The 18614-nt window shown below is 69.6% G+C and carries 22 protein-coding genes and 1 pseudogene; 9 read left to right on the top strand and 14 right to left on the bottom strand.

Translation table 11 applies throughout. The features are described 5' to 3' along the window. Positions 1-96: 96 nt before the first annotated feature. Entirely contained in the window at positions 97-1005 is a 909-nt protein-coding gene (locus ACFWIW_RS41460) for an MBL fold metallo-hydrolase (RefSeq protein ID WP_378373495.1), read from the bottom strand. A gap of 217 nt (positions 1006-1222) precedes the next feature. On the opposite strand from ACFWIW_RS41460, the gene ACFWIW_RS41455 reads away from it, so the two are divergent. Genes ACFWIW_RS41455 through ACFWIW_RS41445 form a run of 3 tightly spaced genes read left to right on the top strand, consistent with a single transcriptional unit; the run spans position 1223 to position 3769 of the window. Then, positions 1223-2080, top strand: a complete 858-nt coding sequence (locus ACFWIW_RS41455) for a helix-turn-helix transcriptional regulator (protein WP_037335949.1) — start codon at positions 1223-1225, stop codon at positions 2078-2080. A gap of 1 nt (position 2081) precedes the next feature. Beyond that, entirely contained in the window at positions 2082-2897 is an 816-nt protein-coding gene (locus ACFWIW_RS41450; protein WP_378373494.1) for an SAM-dependent methyltransferase, read from the top strand. A 14-nt stretch (positions 2898-2911) separates the two neighbouring features. Further along, positions 2912-3769: an SAM-dependent methyltransferase gene (locus ACFWIW_RS41445; protein WP_240596032.1), complete on the top strand. Its 858-nt coding sequence runs from the start codon at positions 2912-2914 to the stop codon at positions 3767-3769. A 6-nt stretch (positions 3770-3775) separates the two neighbouring features. On the opposite strand, the gene ACFWIW_RS41440 is transcribed toward ACFWIW_RS41445, so the two are convergent. Both ACFWIW_RS41440 and ACFWIW_RS41435 read right to left on the bottom strand, forming a co-directional pair. Beyond that, positions 3776-4039, bottom strand: coding sequence for a hypothetical protein (locus tag ACFWIW_RS41440; protein WP_043848528.1), 264 nt, complete (start codon positions 4037-4039; stop codon positions 3776-3778). Between the two features lie 5 nt (positions 4040-4044). Further along, on the bottom strand, positions 4045-4317 hold the full coding sequence (locus tag ACFWIW_RS41435; protein WP_240596030.1) for a hypothetical protein: 273 nt from the start codon (positions 4315-4317) through the stop codon (positions 4045-4047). Between the two features lie 306 nt (positions 4318-4623). On the opposite strand from ACFWIW_RS41435, the gene ACFWIW_RS41430 reads away from it, so the two are divergent. Beyond that, a complete protein-coding gene (locus ACFWIW_RS41430) occupies positions 4624-4878 on the top strand; it encodes a DUF397 domain-containing protein (protein WP_016330866.1) in 255 nt (84 codons plus the stop codon). A 58-nt stretch (positions 4879-4936) separates the two neighbouring features. On the opposite strand, the gene ACFWIW_RS41425 is transcribed toward ACFWIW_RS41430, so the two are convergent. The 5 genes from ACFWIW_RS41425 to ACFWIW_RS41405 form a co-directional block, all read right to left on the bottom strand. After that, positions 4937-5485 (bottom strand): hypothetical protein, encoded by a 549-nt coding sequence (locus tag ACFWIW_RS41425; protein WP_037333098.1) that lies wholly within the window; start codon positions 5483-5485, stop codon positions 4937-4939. Next, positions 5478-6611, bottom strand: a complete 1134-nt coding sequence (locus tag ACFWIW_RS41420; RefSeq protein ID WP_378373493.1) for a hypothetical protein — start codon at positions 6609-6611, stop codon at positions 5478-5480. The genes ACFWIW_RS41425 and ACFWIW_RS41420 overlap by 8 nt, the downstream gene beginning before the upstream one ends. A 17-nt stretch (positions 6612-6628) precedes the next feature. After that, entirely contained in the window at positions 6629-7036 is a 408-nt protein-coding gene (locus tag ACFWIW_RS41415) for a FixH family protein (RefSeq protein ID WP_378373492.1), read from the bottom strand. After that, positions 7033-8481, bottom strand: coding sequence for a hypothetical protein (locus tag ACFWIW_RS41410; protein WP_378373491.1), 1449 nt, complete (start codon positions 8479-8481; stop codon positions 7033-7035). Before ACFWIW_RS41410 ends, ACFWIW_RS41415 begins: the two co-directional genes overlap by 4 nt. Positions 8482-8565: 84 nt before the next feature. Further along, entirely contained in the window at positions 8566-9441 is an 876-nt protein-coding gene (locus ACFWIW_RS41405) for an alpha/beta fold hydrolase (protein WP_378373490.1), read from the bottom strand. Positions 9442-9495: 54 nt separating this feature from the next. On the opposite strand from ACFWIW_RS41405, the gene ACFWIW_RS41400 reads away from it, so the two are divergent. After that, the gene (locus tag ACFWIW_RS41400; protein ID WP_378373489.1) at positions 9496-10023 is read left to right on the top strand and encodes a CGNR zinc finger domain-containing protein; all 528 of its coding nucleotides are present in this window, start codon (positions 9496-9498) and stop codon (positions 10021-10023) included. A 4-nt stretch (positions 10024-10027) separates the two neighbouring features. On the opposite strand, the gene ACFWIW_RS41395 is transcribed toward ACFWIW_RS41400, so the two are convergent. From ACFWIW_RS41395 to ACFWIW_RS41385, 3 genes are read right to left on the bottom strand one after another with little or no spacing between them, the layout of a single operon-like run. Further along, positions 10028-10882 carry an oxygenase MpaB family protein gene (locus ACFWIW_RS41395; protein WP_378373488.1) on the bottom strand — a complete coding sequence of 285 codons (855 nt, stop codon included), beginning with the start codon at positions 10880-10882 and terminating at the stop codon, positions 10028-10030. Next, complete coding sequence (locus ACFWIW_RS41390; RefSeq protein ID WP_378373496.1) at positions 10879-11427, bottom strand: TetR/AcrR family transcriptional regulator; 549 nt, start codon at positions 11425-11427, stop codon at positions 10879-10881. Before ACFWIW_RS41390 ends, ACFWIW_RS41395 begins: the two co-directional genes overlap by 4 nt. After that, positions 11424-12806, bottom strand: coding sequence for an amidase (locus tag ACFWIW_RS41385; protein WP_378373487.1), 1383 nt, complete (start codon positions 12804-12806; stop codon positions 11424-11426). Before ACFWIW_RS41385 ends, ACFWIW_RS41390 begins: the two co-directional genes overlap by 4 nt. A gap of 76 nt (positions 12807-12882) precedes the next feature. On the opposite strand from ACFWIW_RS41385, the gene ACFWIW_RS41380 reads away from it, so the two are divergent. Further along, a complete protein-coding gene (locus tag ACFWIW_RS41380; RefSeq protein WP_378373486.1) occupies positions 12883-13887 on the top strand; it encodes a D-cysteine desulfhydrase family protein in 1005 nt (334 codons plus the stop codon). 78 nt (positions 13888-13965) lie between these two features. Here the strand turns inward: ACFWIW_RS41380 and ACFWIW_RS41375 are convergent. Next, positions 13966-14436: pseudogene (locus ACFWIW_RS41375) on the bottom strand (DUF998 domain-containing protein); the annotation flags it as partial. Between the two features lie 134 nt (positions 14437-14570). Beyond that, positions 14571-15344, bottom strand: a complete 774-nt coding sequence (locus tag ACFWIW_RS41370) for a protein phosphatase 2C domain-containing protein (protein WP_378373485.1) — start codon at positions 15342-15344, stop codon at positions 14571-14573. Between the two features lie 61 nt (positions 15345-15405). Here ACFWIW_RS41370 and ACFWIW_RS41365 point away from each other — a divergent pair, with 61 nt between their 5' ends. Together ACFWIW_RS41365 and ACFWIW_RS41360 are read left to right on the top strand one after the other, a co-directional pair. Continuing rightward, positions 15406-15615 (top strand): sigma factor-like helix-turn-helix DNA-binding protein, encoded by a 210-nt coding sequence (locus tag ACFWIW_RS41365; RefSeq protein WP_004559389.1) that lies wholly within the window; start codon positions 15406-15408, stop codon positions 15613-15615. Next, positions 15615-16139 carry a Clp protease N-terminal domain-containing protein gene (locus ACFWIW_RS41360; protein ID WP_378373484.1) on the top strand — a complete coding sequence of 175 codons (525 nt, stop codon included), beginning with the start codon at positions 15615-15617 and terminating at the stop codon, positions 16137-16139. Before ACFWIW_RS41365 ends, ACFWIW_RS41360 begins: the two co-directional genes overlap by 1 nt. Before the next feature lie 281 nt (positions 16140-16420). On the opposite strand, the gene ACFWIW_RS41355 is transcribed toward ACFWIW_RS41360, so the two are convergent. Then, complete coding sequence (locus ACFWIW_RS41355; RefSeq protein WP_378373483.1) at positions 16421-17053, bottom strand: YitT family protein; 633 nt, start codon at positions 17051-17053, stop codon at positions 16421-16423. A gap of 61 nt (positions 17054-17114) precedes the next feature. On the opposite strand from ACFWIW_RS41355, the gene ACFWIW_RS41350 reads away from it, so the two are divergent. Continuing rightward, a complete protein-coding gene (locus tag ACFWIW_RS41350; protein WP_378373482.1) occupies positions 17115-18569 on the top strand; it encodes a PLP-dependent aminotransferase family protein in 1455 nt (484 codons plus the stop codon). Positions 18570-18614: the final 45 nt, after the last annotated feature.

Raw genomic sequence — 18614 nt, 5'->3', positions numbered from 1 at the left:
AGCCACTTTCGCAACCTTCAACGTTGCGAAAGTGGCTTTCGCAACACCCCGCGCGGCAACACCCCGCGGCACCCCCGGGGCGAAAGCGCCAGAGCGTCAGGAGAAGCACCGGATGGGCGCACCGTTGAAGGTGACCATGTCCGCCAGTGCCGCCCCCAGGTCGATCGCCCCATCCCACTCCAGCCCGTCCAGTTCGGCGTAAGCCCGGTGCAGGTTCGCCGGAAGCCGTTCCTGTTCGGACAGTGACGCATAGGGCCCGAGATCCGCTTCGCGGGCGGCCTGAAGCGGCGTCAACCCCGCGGCCTTCCCGTAGGAGGCGAGTTTCTGCAGGAAACCCAGGTATCCGTCGACGACGTCGATCGCCTCGGGGCCGCACACCGGGCCGTGGCCCGGCACGATCGTTTCCGGCTCCAGTTCGCGGACCAGGTCCAGCGCCTTCCGCCAGCCGGCGGGCGAGCCCATCAGCGCGAAGGGGCTGCCGCCGTTGAAGATCAGGTCGCCGACGAACAGCACCCGCCGCTCCGGCAGCCAGACGAGTACGTCGTTGGTGGTGTGCGCGGCGTGTCCGGGGTGGATCAGCTCCAGTCGGACGTCGCCGGCGTGCACGGTCAGCCGGTCGTCGAACAGCACCTCGGGCGGCCGCAGCTCCAGATGGCCCCAGTCGTTCCCGGTGAACGAGTTCTCGTAGGTGTTGATCCCGGTCGCGACCATCACCTCGCGGGTCTTCCGGTGCCCGATGATCGTCGCGCCGGCCGCCAGGTAGTTGCCGTTCGTGTGGTCGCCGTGATGATGCGTGTTGACCACAGTGGTCACCGGCGCCCCGGCGGTCGACTCCGCCGTCGCCAGCAGCGCCCTGGTGCGCCGTTCGGTCGAACAGGTGTCGATCACCACCGTGTGCTCGCCCGCGGCGACGAAGCCGCAGTTGTTGATCCACCAGGAGCCGTCGGGCTGGACGTACCCGAACACGCCATCGGTGACCTGCTCGGCGAAGGGGGATTGGTCCACTCGGTCACTATGCCCGACCGGCGTGCCCGAAATGTGACGAGATCGCTCCGCCACCAGGGTGACGTACCAGGTGACTGGTGTTTTCGGCCGTTTCCTGGAACGCTGCGCAATGTCATCATCGAACCCCGCAAGGTGAAGTACCCTGGGTGGGTTCGAGTATTCGCGCGCAGGACGGCGGGCAGCCGCGGTCCTGGTCTATGTCCGGGAGAGCAAGGCGATGGCCAGCACCGTCACCTCGCGCCGGAAGCAGCTCGGGAACGAGCTCCGGCATGCCCGCAACGCCGCGCGGATGACACAGCAGCAGGTCGCCGAAGTGCTCGGCTGCACCCAGGGCAAGGTCAACAAGATCGAGTCCGGTGCCGTCGGGGTCAAGCTCGGGGATGTGCGATCGATGCTGAACGCGTTCGGGATCAACGGCGACGAGGCCGACACGTTGATGAACCTGGCCCGCGCCGCGGCCGGGCAGCGCGGCCACTGGTCCGGTTACCGATCCGTGGTGCCGCACTGGTTCCGCACCTTCACCGACCTCGAACCAGCGGCCGCGGAGATCCTCACCTGGCACGGTGAGCGCATCCCCGGCCCGTTGCAGTCCGAGCACTACATGCTCAAGCAGTTCACCGAAGCCGGCGCCACCGACGTCACTTCGCTGGTCCGCAACCGCTTGGACCGCAAGGCCGTCTTCGAGCAGCAGCAGCCGCCCTACTACCGGTTCATCATCAGCGAAGGCGCCTTGCGCCGCGCTCCCGGTGGTTCCGCGCCGGCGGTGATGCTGGACCAGGTCGAGCATCTGCTGGCGTTGGACAAGCATCCGCGCGTGTACGTGCACGTGCTGCCGTTCGGCGCGCGGCTCGCCGCCGTACCCAACGACTTCACCATCATGCGTTTCCCCGACCGCACCAGGGATTTCGTCTACATCGAACATTCCGCCGGCGGGTTGTACCTCGACGACGTCAAGGACTTCAACATCTTCGTGGACTCTTGGGACAGGTTGCGCGGCGCCGCGCTGGAACGCCAGGAAACCCGGCAGTTCCTCAAGGAACTCGCCGAGCTCTACAGAACACAGATGCAAGCCTGAGATGGACCCGCGGTTCCTCCCCGAAGGCGTGGATCTCGAGCGGCCCAACGCCGCCCGGATCTACGACTGGGCGCTCGGGGGCACCGCGAACTGGGCGGTGGACCGGGAATTCGGCGAGCAGCTGGTCAAGACCTTCCCACTCGTGCGCACCGCCGCCAGGGCGAACAGGGCCTTCCTCGGCCGCGCCGTCCGGTATTGCGCCGAGCACGGCGTGACCCAGTTCCTCGACCTGGGTTCCGGCGTGCCGACGGTCGGCAACGTCCACGAGATCGCCGACGAGGTCGACGGCGACAGCCGGTGCGTGTACGTCGACAACGAACCGGTCGCCGTCGCGCACGCCAGGATCCTGCTGGAGAAGAACGGGGACCCGGCCAGGCACGCGGTGATCGGCGGCGACCTGCGCGACGCGGACGACATCTGGGAACACGCCTTCGACACCGGCGTGCTCGACCCGGCGAAACCGGTCGCCCTGCTCACCGTCGCGGTCCTGCATTTCGTGCCGGGCCCCGAACTCGCCGACGTCATCGCGCGCTACCGGAGGCTCCTGCCCGCCGGTTCCTTCTACGTCCTGTCCCACGTCACGATGTCCGGCGTGGAGGGTGACGAGCTGGCCCAGATCCAGCGCGTCGTGAAGCAGTACGAACAGTCGAGCACGCCCGCGTCCTTCCGCGACCGGGAAGAGATCCTCGGTTTCTTCGGGGATTTCGACCTCGTGGCACCGGGTCTGGTCCCGGTCGGCGCATGGCGGCTGGACGACCCCCACCCGCCTGCGGTTGACTGCGCCATCGGCGGGGTCGCCCGCAAACCCGCTTCCTGACGAGGTGTGACGGTATGACGACGCAGCACGACCCCATCGACCCGGTGGCCCCCGAGGGGGTCGATCTCGAACGACCCAACGTGGCCAGGGTGTACGACTGGTTCCTCGGTGGTTCGGCCAACTGGGCCATCGACCGCGAGTTCGGCTCGCAGGTGCTCAAGCAGTTCCCGGAGGTCAAGACGTTCGCCCGCGTCGGCCGCGACTTCCTCGGCCGCGGCGTGGGATACCTGGCCCGTCAGGGGATCACGCAGTTCCTCGACATCGGTTCCGGCGTGCCCACCGTCGGCAACGTCCACCAGATCGCGAGCGCGGTCAACCCGGACAGCCGGGTCGTGTACGTCGACATCGAACCGGTCGCCGTCGCGCATTCCCAGCTGCTGCTGGAACGTGAGGGCCTGCTCGGTCGGCACGCGGTCCTGCAGGGCGACGTCCGGGACCCCGCCGACATCTGGAAACGCGCCCTCGAAACCGGGGTGATCGACCCGCGCCAGCCGATCGGGCTGGTACTGGTCGGCCTGCTGTACTTCCTCGGCCCGGACGAGCCCGTGTACGAGATGGTCCAGCGCTATCTCGATTTCCTGCCGTCGGGTTCGTACTTCCTGTCCTCGCATCTGACCGAGGACGGCGTCACGCGCAAGGAAGGCGACAACCGGGAGAACGTCCAGGAGCTGTACAAGAAGACCAGCGCGCCGTTCCATCTGCGGTCCCGCGCGGAGTTCGCGTCGTTCTTCGACGGGCTGGAGATGGTGGAGCCGGGTATCGACTGGATGGCCACCTGGCATCTCGACGAGGCGGATTCCCGTGCCAGCGACCGGTTCGCGGACGACCCGACGTTCACCGGCGGGCTCGGCGGATTGGGTCGCAAGCCCTGATTCTCGTCAGGCCCGGCCGGTCAGATGCCCGATCAGGGGTGTCAGCTCGAACTGACCTTCGAGCGGCCGGCCGGTCCTGATCAGGTCCCGGTGCGCGCCCGGCGAATCGACTTCGGAGTTCCACGGCGGCTGCTTGCGCAGCGGGGCCTGGATGAGGCTGAACCCGAACCGCTGACGCAGTTCCAGCCCGATGGTGCGGTGGTGGTGCTTCGCCGAGGCCAGGCGTTCGTCCTCACGGCGGAACAGCAGCGTGGTGAGGCGGACGGCCATGGCGGTCACACCCCCCGGCTCGGACGCGGCAGCCGCGCCTGGTCGGCCGAACCGGCGAGGCCGAGGCAACGCTCGCAGGGCATCCCCGAACCGACGGGGACCCATTCCAAGTGGTCGTAAGGCATCGCCGCGCCACAGCGGGCGTGCAGGAACTCGGGGTGCGAACCCCCGGAGTGCAAGTCGAAAAGATGCGCGGAGCGGCGGCTTTCGCCCGCCGTCCCGGCCATGAGCCTGCCGACGGCGAGTACCGTCGCCGGCATGGTGTCCTGAATGATCACGCTGATCCTCCCCCACGAGGTCGGCGGTGGGTGGTCATGCGCCGCGGGGCAGACGTCCCTGCCGGTCATCTGCCGTCGATGGCCTGCCGAAACGGTGAAACGTACTGCGAGCGATTCACCAACAACCGAGCCCCGGCCGCTGCGATTAATCCTACTCCTGGAATAATCTTCATGTCGAGGGTGGGCGGAGTTGATCACCCACTTGGCCGTGCGGGATAGTCCCGTTGAGGCAGGGAGAAGCCGGGACGGTGACGGTTCGCGCAGGTCGCGACCCGCGCCCCCGACCGACGTTCGGAGGTACGACCAATGGCCGATTATCCATCGGCGGCGGATTACGATCCGACCACGGCCGTGTCGCTGTTCGACGACTCCGCGTGGGAGAAGTCCTTCGCGAGCGAGCCCAACGGGGGGAACTGTGTCGAGGTCAACCTCGCCCGCGAAGGCCTGGTGGGGGTCCGTGACACCAAACTGGCCAACAGTCCCGTCTTCGTCTTCGATTCCGGTGAGTGGAACGCCTTTCTCAAGGCGGTCAAGGCCGGACAGTTCGATTTGAGCCCATGACGAAAGGCTCGCGTGCCCGTCGGGACACGCGAGCCATCCGATCACCGGTCACTTCGAGTCACACCGTCGCGGGGAGCCCGTTCCCCCGCAGCCGGGATTTCGTACGCCGCCAGGCGACGGCGATCAGGACGGCCAGGACGATCAGCGGGATCAGGCTGATCGACCAGCTCACCGCCATCGGCGGCCCCGGTTGTTCCAGCACCGCCAGATCACGGAGTTCTCCCGCGCCCTTGCCCGCGGGCCCGTCGATCTCGAACCGGAACGTCCACGAGCCCTGTGTCTGCAGGGCCCGGATGTCCAGTCCCCACACCTCCAGTTTCCGCGGATGCTTCGCCAGCGGCTGAGGACGGCCCAGCCGCCCGGTCTCCGGGTTGAGGAACGCGAGCGTCCCCGACTTCCCGGCGATCCCGTCGTCCGGGATGAACGTGAAGTCCAGCGATTGCATGGCGCGCAACGGCCAGGTGCTGAAGCCGACGGTCATCCCGTACGGTCCGACCTGGACCCGTTCGGTGTGGACGATGTTCACCGGTTCGTAGGCGTTCGCCGCGGGCGTGGTCGCGAACAGCAACCCGATCGCCGCCGCCAAGGCCAGCAATGTCTTACGCATGCGCGTTCTCCCCCTTCGCCGGGGCCAGCAGCCTCAGCATCCCGCCGAACCGCCACCCGGCGAAGCCGCCGAGCAGCCCGACCACCGCGCCCGCGGCGCCCGTCGCGAACACGACCGCCCAGGGCATCCGGTCGGCGCCGTAGACGATCGCGTTCTGGATCGGCATGCTCGCACCGGCCAGCAGCCCGCCGACCACGCCTGCCAGCACCGAAACCCGGCCCGCCGACCAGCCGCGGCGCGAAAGCAGGTACACCGCTTCGAGTACGGCCGCGATCGGCAGCAGCGCCATCGGCATCATCGAAGGCATCGCGGGGACGCCGTCGATGTAGTCGCGCATCGGCAGGCCGACGGCGCTCGCGTACGCCTCCGCGGCCCACGGCGAGAACCACCAGGTGATCGCCTGGATGACCGCCAGCGCCGCGGCGACCCGGACCGCTCCGCCCGGCCGTCCCCAGAACCCGGCGCCCGCCGAGACCAGCAGCACCGAAAGCAGCGCGATTCCGACCGAGACGACGTCGAGCCCGTCGACGTCGATCTGCTGCAACCCCAGCACGGTCACCGTGCTGAACGCGATCAGCACGCCGAGGCTGCCGACCACGCCGACGGTGCCCCAGCGGTGTTCCCGCGCGGCCGCGAAGACCATGACCGTGCCGATGATGCTCAGCGTGATCGACAGCAGCAGCCCGATATGCGGCGGCGAGTCGATCACCGCGTCGAAGCCGTAAAGACCGTGCCACCACTGGTCCCAGAGGCCGTACAGCAGGAACATCGCCGCGCCCGTCCCGGTCACCAGGTAGCCGGCGGGCGCGGCGAAGATCTTGCCGAAGACGTTGATCGCGCGGCCGCCGACCCGTGCGTCGATCGGCCGTCCCGCCCGGCGCGCGGCCGTGGTCATCAGCACGACCACGAGGCTCGCGAGCCCGGAGATCGCGCTGCCCGAATACAGGAACAGATGTGGCATCGTGAAGAACGTGTCCGGGCCGACGTCGCCGTGCCACTGGATGTCCCAGGTCAGCCCGATCAGCGAGATCACCGATCCGGCCAGCACCGTGCCCGCCGGCAGCAGACCGGTGCGTTCACTTCGCGCCACCGAGGCGACCCGTGCCCCTCCCGCGGTGAGATCCATCCCCCGACCTCCCTCTCTTACTTGACCAGCAAAGGAAAAACGTGCTGCGTGGCGCCGGACGGCCCACGCAGTGAAACGGTGATCTCCCATTGCCCCGGCATCGGCAGCAGAACGTCGCCCGTGCGGAACCGGCCCGGTCCCTCCGCGATCGCGGGCGACGGGGCGAGCGCGTGCCCCATCTGGGGCATCACGGGTTCGAGCGTGACGACGTCCGGCGTGGCACCGGTGACGGTCAGCGCGAAGACATTGCCGCCCTGGTGCGGATCTTCGACCGACATCCGCACCGTGTACGGGCCCTGCGTCGAGTGCTGTACCTGTGCTCCGCCGCTGCTCGGCCACACCAGCCAGGCCACGATCGCCGCCGCGAGCACGGCGACCACGGAGATGAGCAGAACCGGCCTTCGTCTGTCCACTGTGGAATTCACTGCGGTGCCCCTTCCGCCGGGACCTCGATCTGCATGGGCACGGTCAGCACCGTGTAGCCGCGTTCGGCCTGCAGCCAGACGCGGTATTTGCCCGGTGTGGCGAAGGTGTAGGTGAACGGGACGGCCGGGCCGTACGCGGCGACTGTTTCGTCGGGTTTGCCCGGCATTCCCGGTGACTGCGGGATCATCGAGTGCACATGGGCCCAGGTCGGCGCGGCAGCGGCATCCGCGCCGACCCGGTGGTCGCCGGAGATCGGGCCGACGACGATGAGGTGGCCGAGCATGCCCAGCCAGGGTTGGAGATCGGCGTTGGCGAACCGCGCGGTGATCGTGGTCGGCGTACCCGGCCGGATCTCGACGTCGACCGGATTCCCTTGCACGACCCGCTTTCCGGCTCCGGCGGGAACGGGCTCGGCGGGGGAGTCCGTTCCCTCCGCGACACCCAGCGTGGTGCGGAGCAGTTGTACGCCACCGCCTCGCCGGGAAAGTTCCGCGGCGACCGCGTAGGTCCCGGCCTCGGGCGGGGTGAACTTCACCCGGTAGTCGCCGGGGCCGACGCGCACCGGATGCAGATGCCAGAGCCTGCCCGTCGGCGAGATGACGACGAGGTGGAGCAAAGCGTTGTCGTGCACCAGAAGGTCGTCGACGGGGCGGCCGGTCGAGCCGTCGGCGAGGGCGAGACGCACCTCGGCGAGCGCCCCCGCTCGCGCGTTCGGCGAACGTACGGCCAGATTCACCGGCGGACGAGAGTAGTCCACTGTGGACAGTTGCGCGTTCGCGTACGGATCTTGGATGTTGTCGATCGTCGGGTCCAAGGCCGTTCCTGGCGCGGGTGGCGGCGGGGTGGACGCGGAAAGCATCGCGCCGGTGACCGCGACCGCGAGCGCGGCGACCATCCCGCCCGCCGGGATCAGCGCGAGCTGTGGCCGTTTGACGCGCATCGCGACGACGAGGCCGAGCACCAGGAACACGCCCGCGGCGACGAAGCCGCCGAAGGTGGCCTTCTCCCACGGAGGGATGACTCTGGCCGGGACGATGAACGGGATCGACGCGGTATCCGTCCCGTCGTCCAGGCCGAGCTCCCATGGCCCCGGCTGATCGACCTGAAGCCGCGCCGCATGGGCCCCTGGTTTCCCGTCCAGCCGCACCGTGGTTTCGGAAAAGGTCGTTCCGGCGGTGGACGCGCGCAGTTTCAGCGTTCCCGGCGCGCTTCCGGTATGCGTGACGACGTCGACGTGCAGCGGTCCGGGCGCGATGTCCATCCGCCGCAGGATGACCGTGAGATCGCGGGTGCCGAGCGTCTGCGCGACCTGGACGTCCGCGCCGCTCGACACGCCGTCCGCCTGAGCGGCGCCGGACAGCAGAACGGACGCCAGCGCGCAGAGCGCGAGTACGCGGGCGATGACCATCGGCGCCGTGCGCCGCCCCCTCGGTGAATTCCCCATCCCGGCCGAAGTTAACGACGACGGCCCGGGAAAGCGTCACAGCGCCGGGTGAATCGGGGTCCCCCGTAAAGGGGACGGCGTCCCTTAACGCGGGTAGGGGTCCCGGCCGAGAAGAAACGGTTTCAGGTTTTCCAGCAGGGCCTGAGGTCGTTCTTCGGCGAGGAAATGGCCGCATTCTTCGATCGCCGCACCGGAGACGTCGTTCGCGTAGTCCTTCCAGATCTCCAGTGTCGGCAGCTTTCCCAGCAGACCGCTCGCGCCCCACAGCGCCAGCACGGGGAGTTCGAGCCGCCGGCCCGCGTCGAAATCGGCGTCGTCGGCTTCCGCGTCGTGCGGGAACGAGGCGCGGTAGTCGTCGAAGCCTGCCCGCAAGGCGCCCGGCGCGGAGAACGCGCGGACGTATTCGCCGACGGCCTCCCGGCTCAGGCCCTGCCGCTGATGGGTCCAGCGTTCGAAGAAGTAGCCGAGGTAGGCGGCGATGTCCCGGCCGGCGAGCAGTTCCGGCAGATCCGGCTGAAGATGGAACAGCCAGTGCCAGTAGGCGCGGCCGATCTCGGTGTCGAGGCGTTTCCAGAGTTCCCTGGTGGGGATGATGTCGAGGACGGCGAGCCGGTCGACCTGATCGGGCCGGTCGAGTGCCCAGCGGTGGGCGACCCGGCCGCCGCGGTCGTGCCCGACGACGGACACTCGCTCGAAACCGAGGTGGGTGGCGAGGGCGGTGACGTCCGCCGCCATCGTGCGTTTGTCGTAGCCGTCGCGGGGTTTGTCCGATTTGCCGTAGCCGCGCAGGTCGGGGGCGATGACGGTATGCGTTTCGGCCAGCTCGCCGATGATCTCGTGCCAGCAGAAGGACGTCTGCGGCCAACCGTGCAGGAGGAAGAGCGCGGGACCCGCTCCGGCACGCCGGTAGTGCAAACGGATTCCGTTGACCGAAGCGGTCTCGCTTTCTAACCGGTTCATGGGGTTAGACGGTAGATCGACATCCTAACCGATGGCAAGGGTTAGAATCACCGGATGGAGTGGGTCTTCGACGGCGGGCGACCGTGTCTCGACCTCGTGAACACCGTGCGCGAGCGGCACGAGGAACGCCGGGAGCTGCTCACCGACCTCGCCGCCCTCGCGGAATGGCTGCGGCTCATGGGCTTCGCCGTCACCGAGGTGAGCGCGGGCGAACTGTCGGCCGCGCGGGCGCTGCGGGAAGCCGTCGACAAAGTGCTGCTTGGTGAGCCGCGGAGTGCCGATGTCCTTCTGGTGAACGAGCTGGCGTCCGACGCGCCGTCGCCGTGGCTGCGTTACGACGACGGCAAGCCGGTCAAGGAGCTGAGGCCGGTTTCGGTCGTCGCCGCTCTCGGCGCGCTCGCGGCCGACGCGATCGACCTCGCGACCGAGGACATCGCGGTCCGGATCTGCGCCGCCGACGACTGTGGTCTGCGGTTCTGTGACGCGTCGCCGAGGCGGTCGCGCCAGTGGTGCTCGATGGCCCGCTGTGGCAACCGGGCGAAGGCCCGAGCCCACTACGCGCGCACCCGAAAGCGCGATTAGCGGACTAACCGCCGCCGAGGAATCGATAGACACAGGGGTGTGCCCGGAACCAGACGTTGAGCCTGCCGATCCTGCGCACGAGCGAAGACCGCAACGTCACCGGCACCAGCCCGCCGGCCAGCCGCACCACCGTGCGGAACCGGTCGAACCGGCGCTGGTCCCGATCTGTCCACTGTAGACCGAGGCGATCGCGGAACGCGGGCGGCAGCGTGGCGCGGATGACGAACATCTGCCCCTGATGCTGCCACCGCTGTAACCGCACCCATCGTTCGTCGGGCAGCCACCGCCACGGTTTCTTCACCGTGCGGATCGTTTCGAACAACGTCGAGATCGTCTCGTTCGGGCCGAAACCGTCGATCATCTCCGCGTAGTACCGCTCGAATTCGGGCCACGTCGGCGGCATGTCCTGTTCGCGCAGGCCCAGAAGTGCTCCGACGTCGCGCATCTGCGCGTAGTATTCGTCCAATTCGGACGGTGTCATCGGATTGCCGTAGAACCGTTGTGTGTCAACGGGAACCATGACGAGCGTGGCGTGCACCCAGGCGTACGCGTGCGGATTCAGCGCGCTGTAGCGGCGGCCGTCGTCGACGCCGGTGAACGACCGGTGCAGTGCGCGCAGCCGATCGGCCTCGTACCGCGCGCCTTCCGGGCCGCCGTAGATGTAGATGGACAGCGACGCGGCGGTGCGCATCAGCCGGGTCCACGGATCCTCGATGTAGTCGGAATGATCCCGCACCCCGGCCGCGACGACCGGATGCGCGACCTGCAGCACCAGCACCTGGCCCGCCAGCAGCCCGGCCCGGAAGTCGCCGAAGTACTTCCACGCCGCCGTCCCCTTGACGATCGGCGGACCGGTCATGACGCGCCGCGGACGAGCATCATCAGCGACTGCGCCACCCCGACGCCGTCGTCGCCCGTGGCCAGCCTGCGCAACTGCAACCCGGCGATCAGCGCGACGACCGGGCCGGTCAGCCGTTCCGGCGACGGCACGCCGAGCGTTTTCAGGATCACCAGCGCGAGTTCGTCGTACGCGGCGAAACAGCGGGCGGCCGCGTCCTGGAGCCCGGGGTCGCGGGCGGCCTGCAGGTACAGCTCGTGCGCGCCGAGTTCGTCGGTGCCGAACGGAAGCTGCTCGATGACCTGCTCGACCACCGAGGCGGCCTGCTCGACACTCAGGCCCTGCTCGCGGTAGGCGTCGACGAACCCGGTCAGCTTCGTGGTCTCTTCTTCGACGAACAGCAGCATCGCCTCGCGCAGCAACGCGGTCTGGCTGGGGAAGTGGTAGGTCAGCGTGCCGAGCGAGACCTCGGCCTGCCGCGCGATCCGGCGGTTGGTCAGCCCGCCGACACCTTGTTCCCCGACCACCTTGAGGGCGGCGTGGAGGATGGCCTCGCGGGTGTTCACCAAGCGGTCTCGGGTTTGCGGTCCTGCCACCGTTCGACCTCTTCCAGTTGCGCGGCCAGCGAGATCAGCCGCTCCTCGGAATGCGAGGGACCGAGCAGCTGGCCGCCGAGCGGCAGGCCTTCCGGGCTCGGCCCGGCGGGGACGTTGACCCCCGGCCAGCCCAGCACGTTCCACGGCCAAGCGTAGGGGCACGCGGCGATCATGGCCTGGTCGGTCTGCCAGCCGGAGAGCTTGTCGAAGGTGCCGATCCGCGGTGGCGGCGTGGCGGTGGTCGGCGTGAGCACGACGTCCACCCGGCCGAACACCGAGCCGATCTGCCGTTGCAGCAACGGTTCCGCGGCGCGGGCGAGCCGCAGCGCCGGGCCGGACAGTGCGGAGCCCTGCCGGGCGTTGGTGCGCGTGCGCGGATCGAGCCGCGCCGGGTCCGGGACGCGACGGGACCAGTCACGCACGCCGACGAGCGAACGCGGCAGGAAGGTGAGTCCGATCAGCCGGTAGTCGGGTTCGATCTCGACGATCTCGTGGCCGAGTTCGGCGAACCGCTCCGCGAGCCGGACGACGGCCGCGTGCGCGTGCGGATCGAGTTTGGTTTTCGTCGCGGTGAAAGGGATCCGGGTGGACAGGCCGATCCGCATCCGGCCCGGTTCGCGGCGGGCGGCGGCTTGGAACGCGGTGCCGGTGCCGGCGGCGACGTCGAGCAGGAGGGCCGCGTCGGCGACGGTGCGCGCGAGCGGGCCGACCACGGTCAGGCCGTGGAAGAGTTCGCGTTCGGTCGGGACGCGGCCACGCTGCGGTTTGATCCCGACCAGATCGGTCCACGCGGCCGGGATCCGGATCGACCCCGCCCCGTCGGAACCCAGCGCGGCGGCGATCACCCCCGACGCGATGGCCGCCGCCGCGCCGCCGGAGGAACCGCCCGGGGTGCGTTCGGTGTCCCACGGATTGCGGGTCGCGCCGAACGCCGGGCCTTCGGTGAAGGGCCATTGGCCGAGTTCCGGGGTGTTGGTCTTGCCGATGAGCACCGCGCCCGCCTCGCGGAGCGCGGCGACGGGCGGGGAATCCGTTGTCGCGACGGAGAAATCGCCTTCGCAACCGAACGCGGTCGGCAGGCCGGTGACGTCGAGGTCGTCCTTGATCGCGGTCGGGACGCCGAGCAGGGGAGCGGATTCGCCGTCGGCCAGCCGCCGGTCGGCCGCCTCGGCCTCGCGAAGGGCTTCTTCCGCGCGAAGGCATTTGAAGGCGTTGAGAACGGGCTGGCTGGCTTCGGCCTTTTCGAGCGCCAAGCGCGTGAGCTCGACGGATGTCGTGGCTCCGGCGGCGAGCATCGAGGCCTGTTCGGCGAGGCCGGTGAACGCGAGGTCCGCCTTCGAGGTGGTCATGGGCTCCCCCTGCAGGTTCTCGTTCGTTCAAACGAACGATACCACCGAGTAGCCTCGGTGTGGTTACGTGAAGTTCATGAACCTCGATCGCTTCCCCCGCGTCGACCTCGGCGGCTACCCGACGCCGCTGCACCCCGCGCCTCGGCTGGGCGAGGCCCTCGGCCTGCCGAACCTGCTGCTCAAACGGGACGACGTGCATCCGCTCGGCGTGGGTGGCAACAAGCTGCGCAAACTCGAGTTCCTGCTCGGCGCGGCGATCGAGAACGGCGCCGACACGGTGATCACCTTCGGCGCGCTGCAGACCAACCACGGCCGTCAGACCGCCGCTGCCTGCGCGAAGCTCGGGTTGCGGTGCGAGCTCGTGCTGACCGCGAAGGTCCCCCGCGACGGCGACGCGTACGAGCGGTCCGGCAACGTCTCCCTCGACCACCTCTTCGGCGCGAACGTGCACATCTGCCGCGACGGCGAGGAGACCGGCCGGACTTACGACCGGTTGATCACCGAGGCCGCGGCCGAGGGGCGCCAGGTCGCGACGTTCCCCGTCGGCGGCTCCGACGGTGTCGGCGCGCTCGGCTACGTCGCGGCCGCGCGCGAGATCGCGGGACAGCTCGCCGAGCTGGGCATCACCAAGGCGCGGCTGGTCGCCCCGCACGCCAGCGGCGGGACGTCCGCGGGGCTCGTCGTCGGCACGGCGGACCTCGACTGGCTCACGCTGGACATCGCCTGCGTCAGCCATCCGGTCGACGAAGCCCTCGACAACCTGGCCGATCTCACCATCGCCGCCTCGGTGCTGCTCGGGACCGAGCCGCCGTCACTCGAAGGTCTGCGCATCGACGACCGCACGATCGGCCCCGGCTACGGGATCCCGACCGGCGAGACGTGGGACGCGGTGCGGCTTTTCGGCCGCGCGGAAGGGATCGCGCTCGATCCCGTGTACACCGGCAAAGTGGGTGCCGCGCTGATCCGCTGGGCCGCCGAAGGCCATTTCGCGCCCGACGAGCACGTCGTCTTCCTGCACACGGGCGGCCTGCCCGGCCTCTACGGGTACGCCCCCGAATTCGCCGACGCGGTGCGCCGCTGACGCGACCTTCAGCATCCCGGCGATCAGGATCACGTGTGCCACCAGGGAAACCCGCTGCATGACGCCGACCGGCGCGATGTCGGTCAGCGTCTTGAAGAACGGGATGTCCGCCAGGCGCACGAAGATGAAGCTGAGCCCGAAGACGACGAGACCGGCGGTGCTGCCCCAGGCCAGGCGGCCGATCAGCCTGGCCGCGGGGGTGCCGCGCAGATTGTCGCGCAGGGTGAAACCGGCGGCGGGCAGGCTGAGAAACGCGATGAGGCACGCGTACAGGTGGATCTCGCCGCTGACCGGATCCGGGAACTCCGGGTAGCTCGCCGGGAAGATCGCGGCCGCCGCCAGCCCGAGGGACCACAGCACGAACAGCAGTTTCGTGGTGCGGCTGAGCTGGATCCCGGCCGCGGCCAGCGCGCCGAGCGCGGTGAGCGAGCCGATGGAGAGGGAGAGCACGCTGGCCCCGAGCATGCCGGTGCCGCGGTCGACGTAGGCGTAGCTGGACAGCGTGTCGAACACCGGATCGCGTGAGCTGATCAGGTGGAGCACCACCATGGTGAACAGTGCCCAGCCGATGGCCGCGCCCGACGCGATCAGCCAGGGTCTCGTCCGCGATCTCTCCCCAGGGAACGTCATACGTCCAGCGTGCTCGCGCGGACGCGGTTTTCCGATCCGGGAAGCCCCCGGTTTTACCCTGGGGCTACCCCGAAGTCGACGAGTACCAGCAGCTGGTCATCGTGCCTTTTCGCGCGGGGCCAGCGCTCGCCGTCGGGGTCCTGTTTCTCCGCCGTGCGCACCGCGTCGAGGACGGCGTCCGGGCCACGCTCCCGGCTGATGGCGAGCACCTCGGGCCAGTCGAACAGGCCGTACTCGTCGACACCGATCGCGACGCCGTCGGTGGCCAGCAGCAGGGCGTCGACCTCCGAACGCGGCCAGCTGCGGCGGACGGCTTCGGCGGCGGCCTTGGGTTCCGCTTCGGCGACCCAGAAGCCGTCCGGCGCGTTGCGTTTCGCGCGGACGTCGGCGCCGGTGCGGAGCTGACCGCTTTCGCGCAGCGAGACGAGCCTGTCGTCGGTGAGCGGGTCGGCGCCGGAAGGGCCGAAGGCGACGATGGGGCTGTCGGCGAGCACCAGCCCGTCGACCGTCTCGTCCGTCCAGCGCGCGATCGCGACCGTGCTCGACGGCGAGCGTCCCGGTTCGAGGCTCTCGCGCCGGGCGACGTCGGCGATCGACTCGGCCAGCAACACCGCGAGATCGGCCTGGGGTTCCGCGGCCAGCGCCCGCGACAGGCTGTGCACGAGGAGGCTCGCGTACCAGCCGCCGGACGGCAGATCCGGCCGCGGCGCGGTCGCCCCGTCCAGCACCACCACGGCGTTGCCGAGGACGGCGACGTGGTCCTCGGTCGGGCGCGCCGCTCCGTCCGCGCCCACTCCGTCCCTTTCCGCCACTGCGATTTCGGCCATGACCCGACCCTAACTGTCAACTGAGGTTGACATGGGCCAGATGTCAACGTAGGTTGACATCATGACCGAAGCGACAGATCTGGCCGCGCGAGCCGGTGACCGCGATCCCCGCGTGGGATTGCGCGCCGTCGCCGCCTTGCGCCGGCTGTTGGAACAACTCGAGGCCGTGCAGGTCCGCAGCGCGCGGGTGCACGGCTGGTCCTGGCAGGAGATCGCGGCCGAGCTGGGGGTCAGCAGGCAAGCGGTGCACAAGAAGTACGGGAGGCACTGATGTTCGAACGCTTCACCACCGAAGCCCGCGAAGTCGTCGTCGGGGCTCAGCGCGTCGCGTCGGACGAGGCGTCCGGGAACGTCGATCCGCTGCACCTGCTGACCTCCCTCTCCCGGCACACCGGCGTGCTCACCGCGCTGGGCTGCCCGCCGGACGAACTGGCCGACGACCTCCGGCGCGTCCGCCGCCGGGGCGGGATGAGCGACGCCGACGTCGAAGCACTGAGCGGTTTCGGCATCGACGTCGAGCACATCGTCGAGCGGGTCGAGCAGACCCACGGTCCCGGCGCGCTGACCGGTGGGCAACGCGCCGGCCGCGGCCATCGGCCGTTCACGCCGGAGGCGAAGAAGGTGCTGGAGAAGAGCCTTCGCGAAACCATCGACGTCGGCAGCAAGCGCATCGAAGGAGAGCACCTCCTGCTCGCGCTGACGGCCGTTCCCGGCGTGGCCGCCGACGTGCTCGCGCAGCGAGGCATCGACTACCTCGCCGTCCGGCGCCTCCTCGAACAACGCGAGGCCAGCTGATCAACCCCGCACACGCGAGTTACGCCTCCGATCACGCGAGTGCGGTCTTCAAGCACGCGAGTTACGCCTCCGAGCACGAGCCGTGTCCTGCGATTACGCGTGACTGGATGGACGACACGCGTGATCCGACGGACGACACGCGTGACTGGATGGACGACACGCTCGCGGCCGGGGCAACGTCGCGAGCCGTCCGCCCAATCACGTGTGTCGTCCGCCCAATCACGTGTGTCGTCCATCCAGTCACGCGAAGCCGCCGACCGCGCACCGGCGGTCCTTGCCGATCACAGGCGGACGCGGTCCCGCCAGACGACATAAGGCAGGAAGGCCTGCGTCAGCGGCCCGATGGCGAGCGCGTACAGGACCGTGCCGACGCCGACGGTGCCGCCGAGCAGCCAGCCCGCGGCCAGGACGGTGATCTCGATGAGGGTCCGGACGAGGCGGATCGATTTGCCCGTCCGCGCCGAGAGGCCGGTCATCAGCCCGTCGCGGGGGCCGGGGCCGAGCCGCGCGCCGACGTAGATCGCGGCGGCGAGACCGTTGAGCACGACCCCGGCGACCAGGTTGAAGATCTGCCAGCCGAGCACGTCCTGGTCGGGGAGGAAGACCCGCACGAGGTCGACGGTGAGCGAGATGACCACGACGTTGGCCGCGGTCCCGATCCCGGGCCGCTGCCGCAGCGGGATCCACAGCAGGAGAACGAGGACCGACGCGATCGCGGTGACCGTGCCGAACGAGAGACCGGTGATCTTCATCAGGCCTTCGTGGAGCACGTCCCACGGGTCGAGGCCGAGTCCCGACCTGGTCAGCATGGCCATGCTGCCGCCGTAGAGGGCGAGCCCGCCGACGAGCTGGATCGAACGGCGGGTGGTGTCCTGCGAGATGCCGACAGGTCTGAGGTCGAGTTTGAGTGCCACGAGTGCACCATCGGGGGTAAGTGGCTACCTTGACCATGGCCAATCTGGAACAATTGGCCTTATGGAACCGCTGATCCCACTGACTGGACGCGTTTCGGGGACGAAATTGGCCCTTTTGCTGGGGAGTTGGCGGCAGAGTGGTTCTCGACACGGTGCCGCGGATCTGGCGGCCGCCGTCGAGCTGCTGGTCCTCGACGGCAGGCTGCCGCTCGGCACGAAACTGCCCGCCGAACGGGAGCTCGCCGAAGCGCTGGACGTCAGCCGCACGCTGATCGGCGCCGCGCTGGACAAACTGCGTGCCGACGGCCTGGTCGCCAGCCGTCGCGGCGCGGGCTCGTGGATCGCGGCCCCCGGCGGCCGGGGCCGGAGCGCGGTCCTGCCGACCGGCGAGGACCTCATCGATCTCGCCCAGGCCTGCCCGCCCGCCGTCGCCGGCCTGGTCCCGGCCGTGGACGCCGCCCGGAAGGCGCTGGTGGACCACCTCGGTGAGAACGGCTACCACGTACGCGGCCTGCGGATCCTGCGTGAGCGGATCGCCCGCCGCTACACCGAACGCGGTCTGCCGACCAACGCCGATCAGGTGATGATCACCAACGGCGCACATCACGCGTTCGTGCAGGTCCTGCGCATGCTGGCCGGGCCCGGCGACCGGGTGCTCGTCGAGCAGCCGACGTACCCGAACTCGCTGGAGGCCATCGGTGCCGCGCACGCGATCGGGGTGCCGGTGCCGTTGGATCCGGTCACCGGATGGGATGTCGTCGGGATCGAAGCCGCGCTGCGGCAGTCCGCGCCGAGGCTCGCGTACTTCGTCGCGGACTTCCAGAACCCGACCGGCCTGCGCATGGACGCCGCCTGCCGGGAGCGGCTCGCGGCCGCGCTGACCCGCGCCCGGACTCCGGCGATCATCGACGAGACGCTGGTCGAGCTGGACCTGGAAGGCGATCCGGCCGACGGGCCGCCGCCGCTGGGCGCGTTCATGGGCGATCTCGGCATCACGATCGGCTCGGCGTCCAAATCGCACTGGGCGGGCCTGCGGCTCGGCTGGATCCGCGCTTCCGAGGACGTGATCGGCAGGCTGATCGCCGCCCGGTTCGCCGTCGACCTGGGGTCGCCGGTGTTCGAGCAGCTCGTCCTCGCGGAACTGCTCGACGACGGCGGGGCCGCGCTGGCGCACCGCCGCCAGGAGACGCTGGCCCTGCGCGACGCGTTGACGGGGGCGCTCAACTGGTACTGCCCGGAGTGGACGTTCACCGTCCCGCCCGGCGGGCTTTCGCTGTGGTGCCGTCTGCCGGAGCCGATGAGCACGCGGCTGGCCGTCGCGGCGGCGGGGCACGGAGTGCAGGTGGCGCCGGGCTCGCGGTTCGGTGTCCACGGTGGACTGGAGCGCTGGCTGCGGCTGCCGTACGCGCTTCCGGCCGAGACGCTCTACGAGGCCGTGCGCAGGTTGGGCGCGGCGGCCGCTTCGGTGGCCGCGACCCCCGCCGTCGCCGCCCCGGTCGCCGTCCAGGTCACCTGACCCCGCGTTTCGTCCTCTGAATGCGGTAGTTGCGTGTGCAAGTAC

Origin of the sequence: Amycolatopsis sp. NPDC058340, from assembly GCF_042723975.1 — a bacterium.
Lineage (GTDB): Bacteria > Actinomycetota > Actinomycetes > Mycobacteriales > Pseudonocardiaceae > Amycolatopsis.
This window is presented reverse-complemented; position numbering and strand designations above follow the sequence as displayed.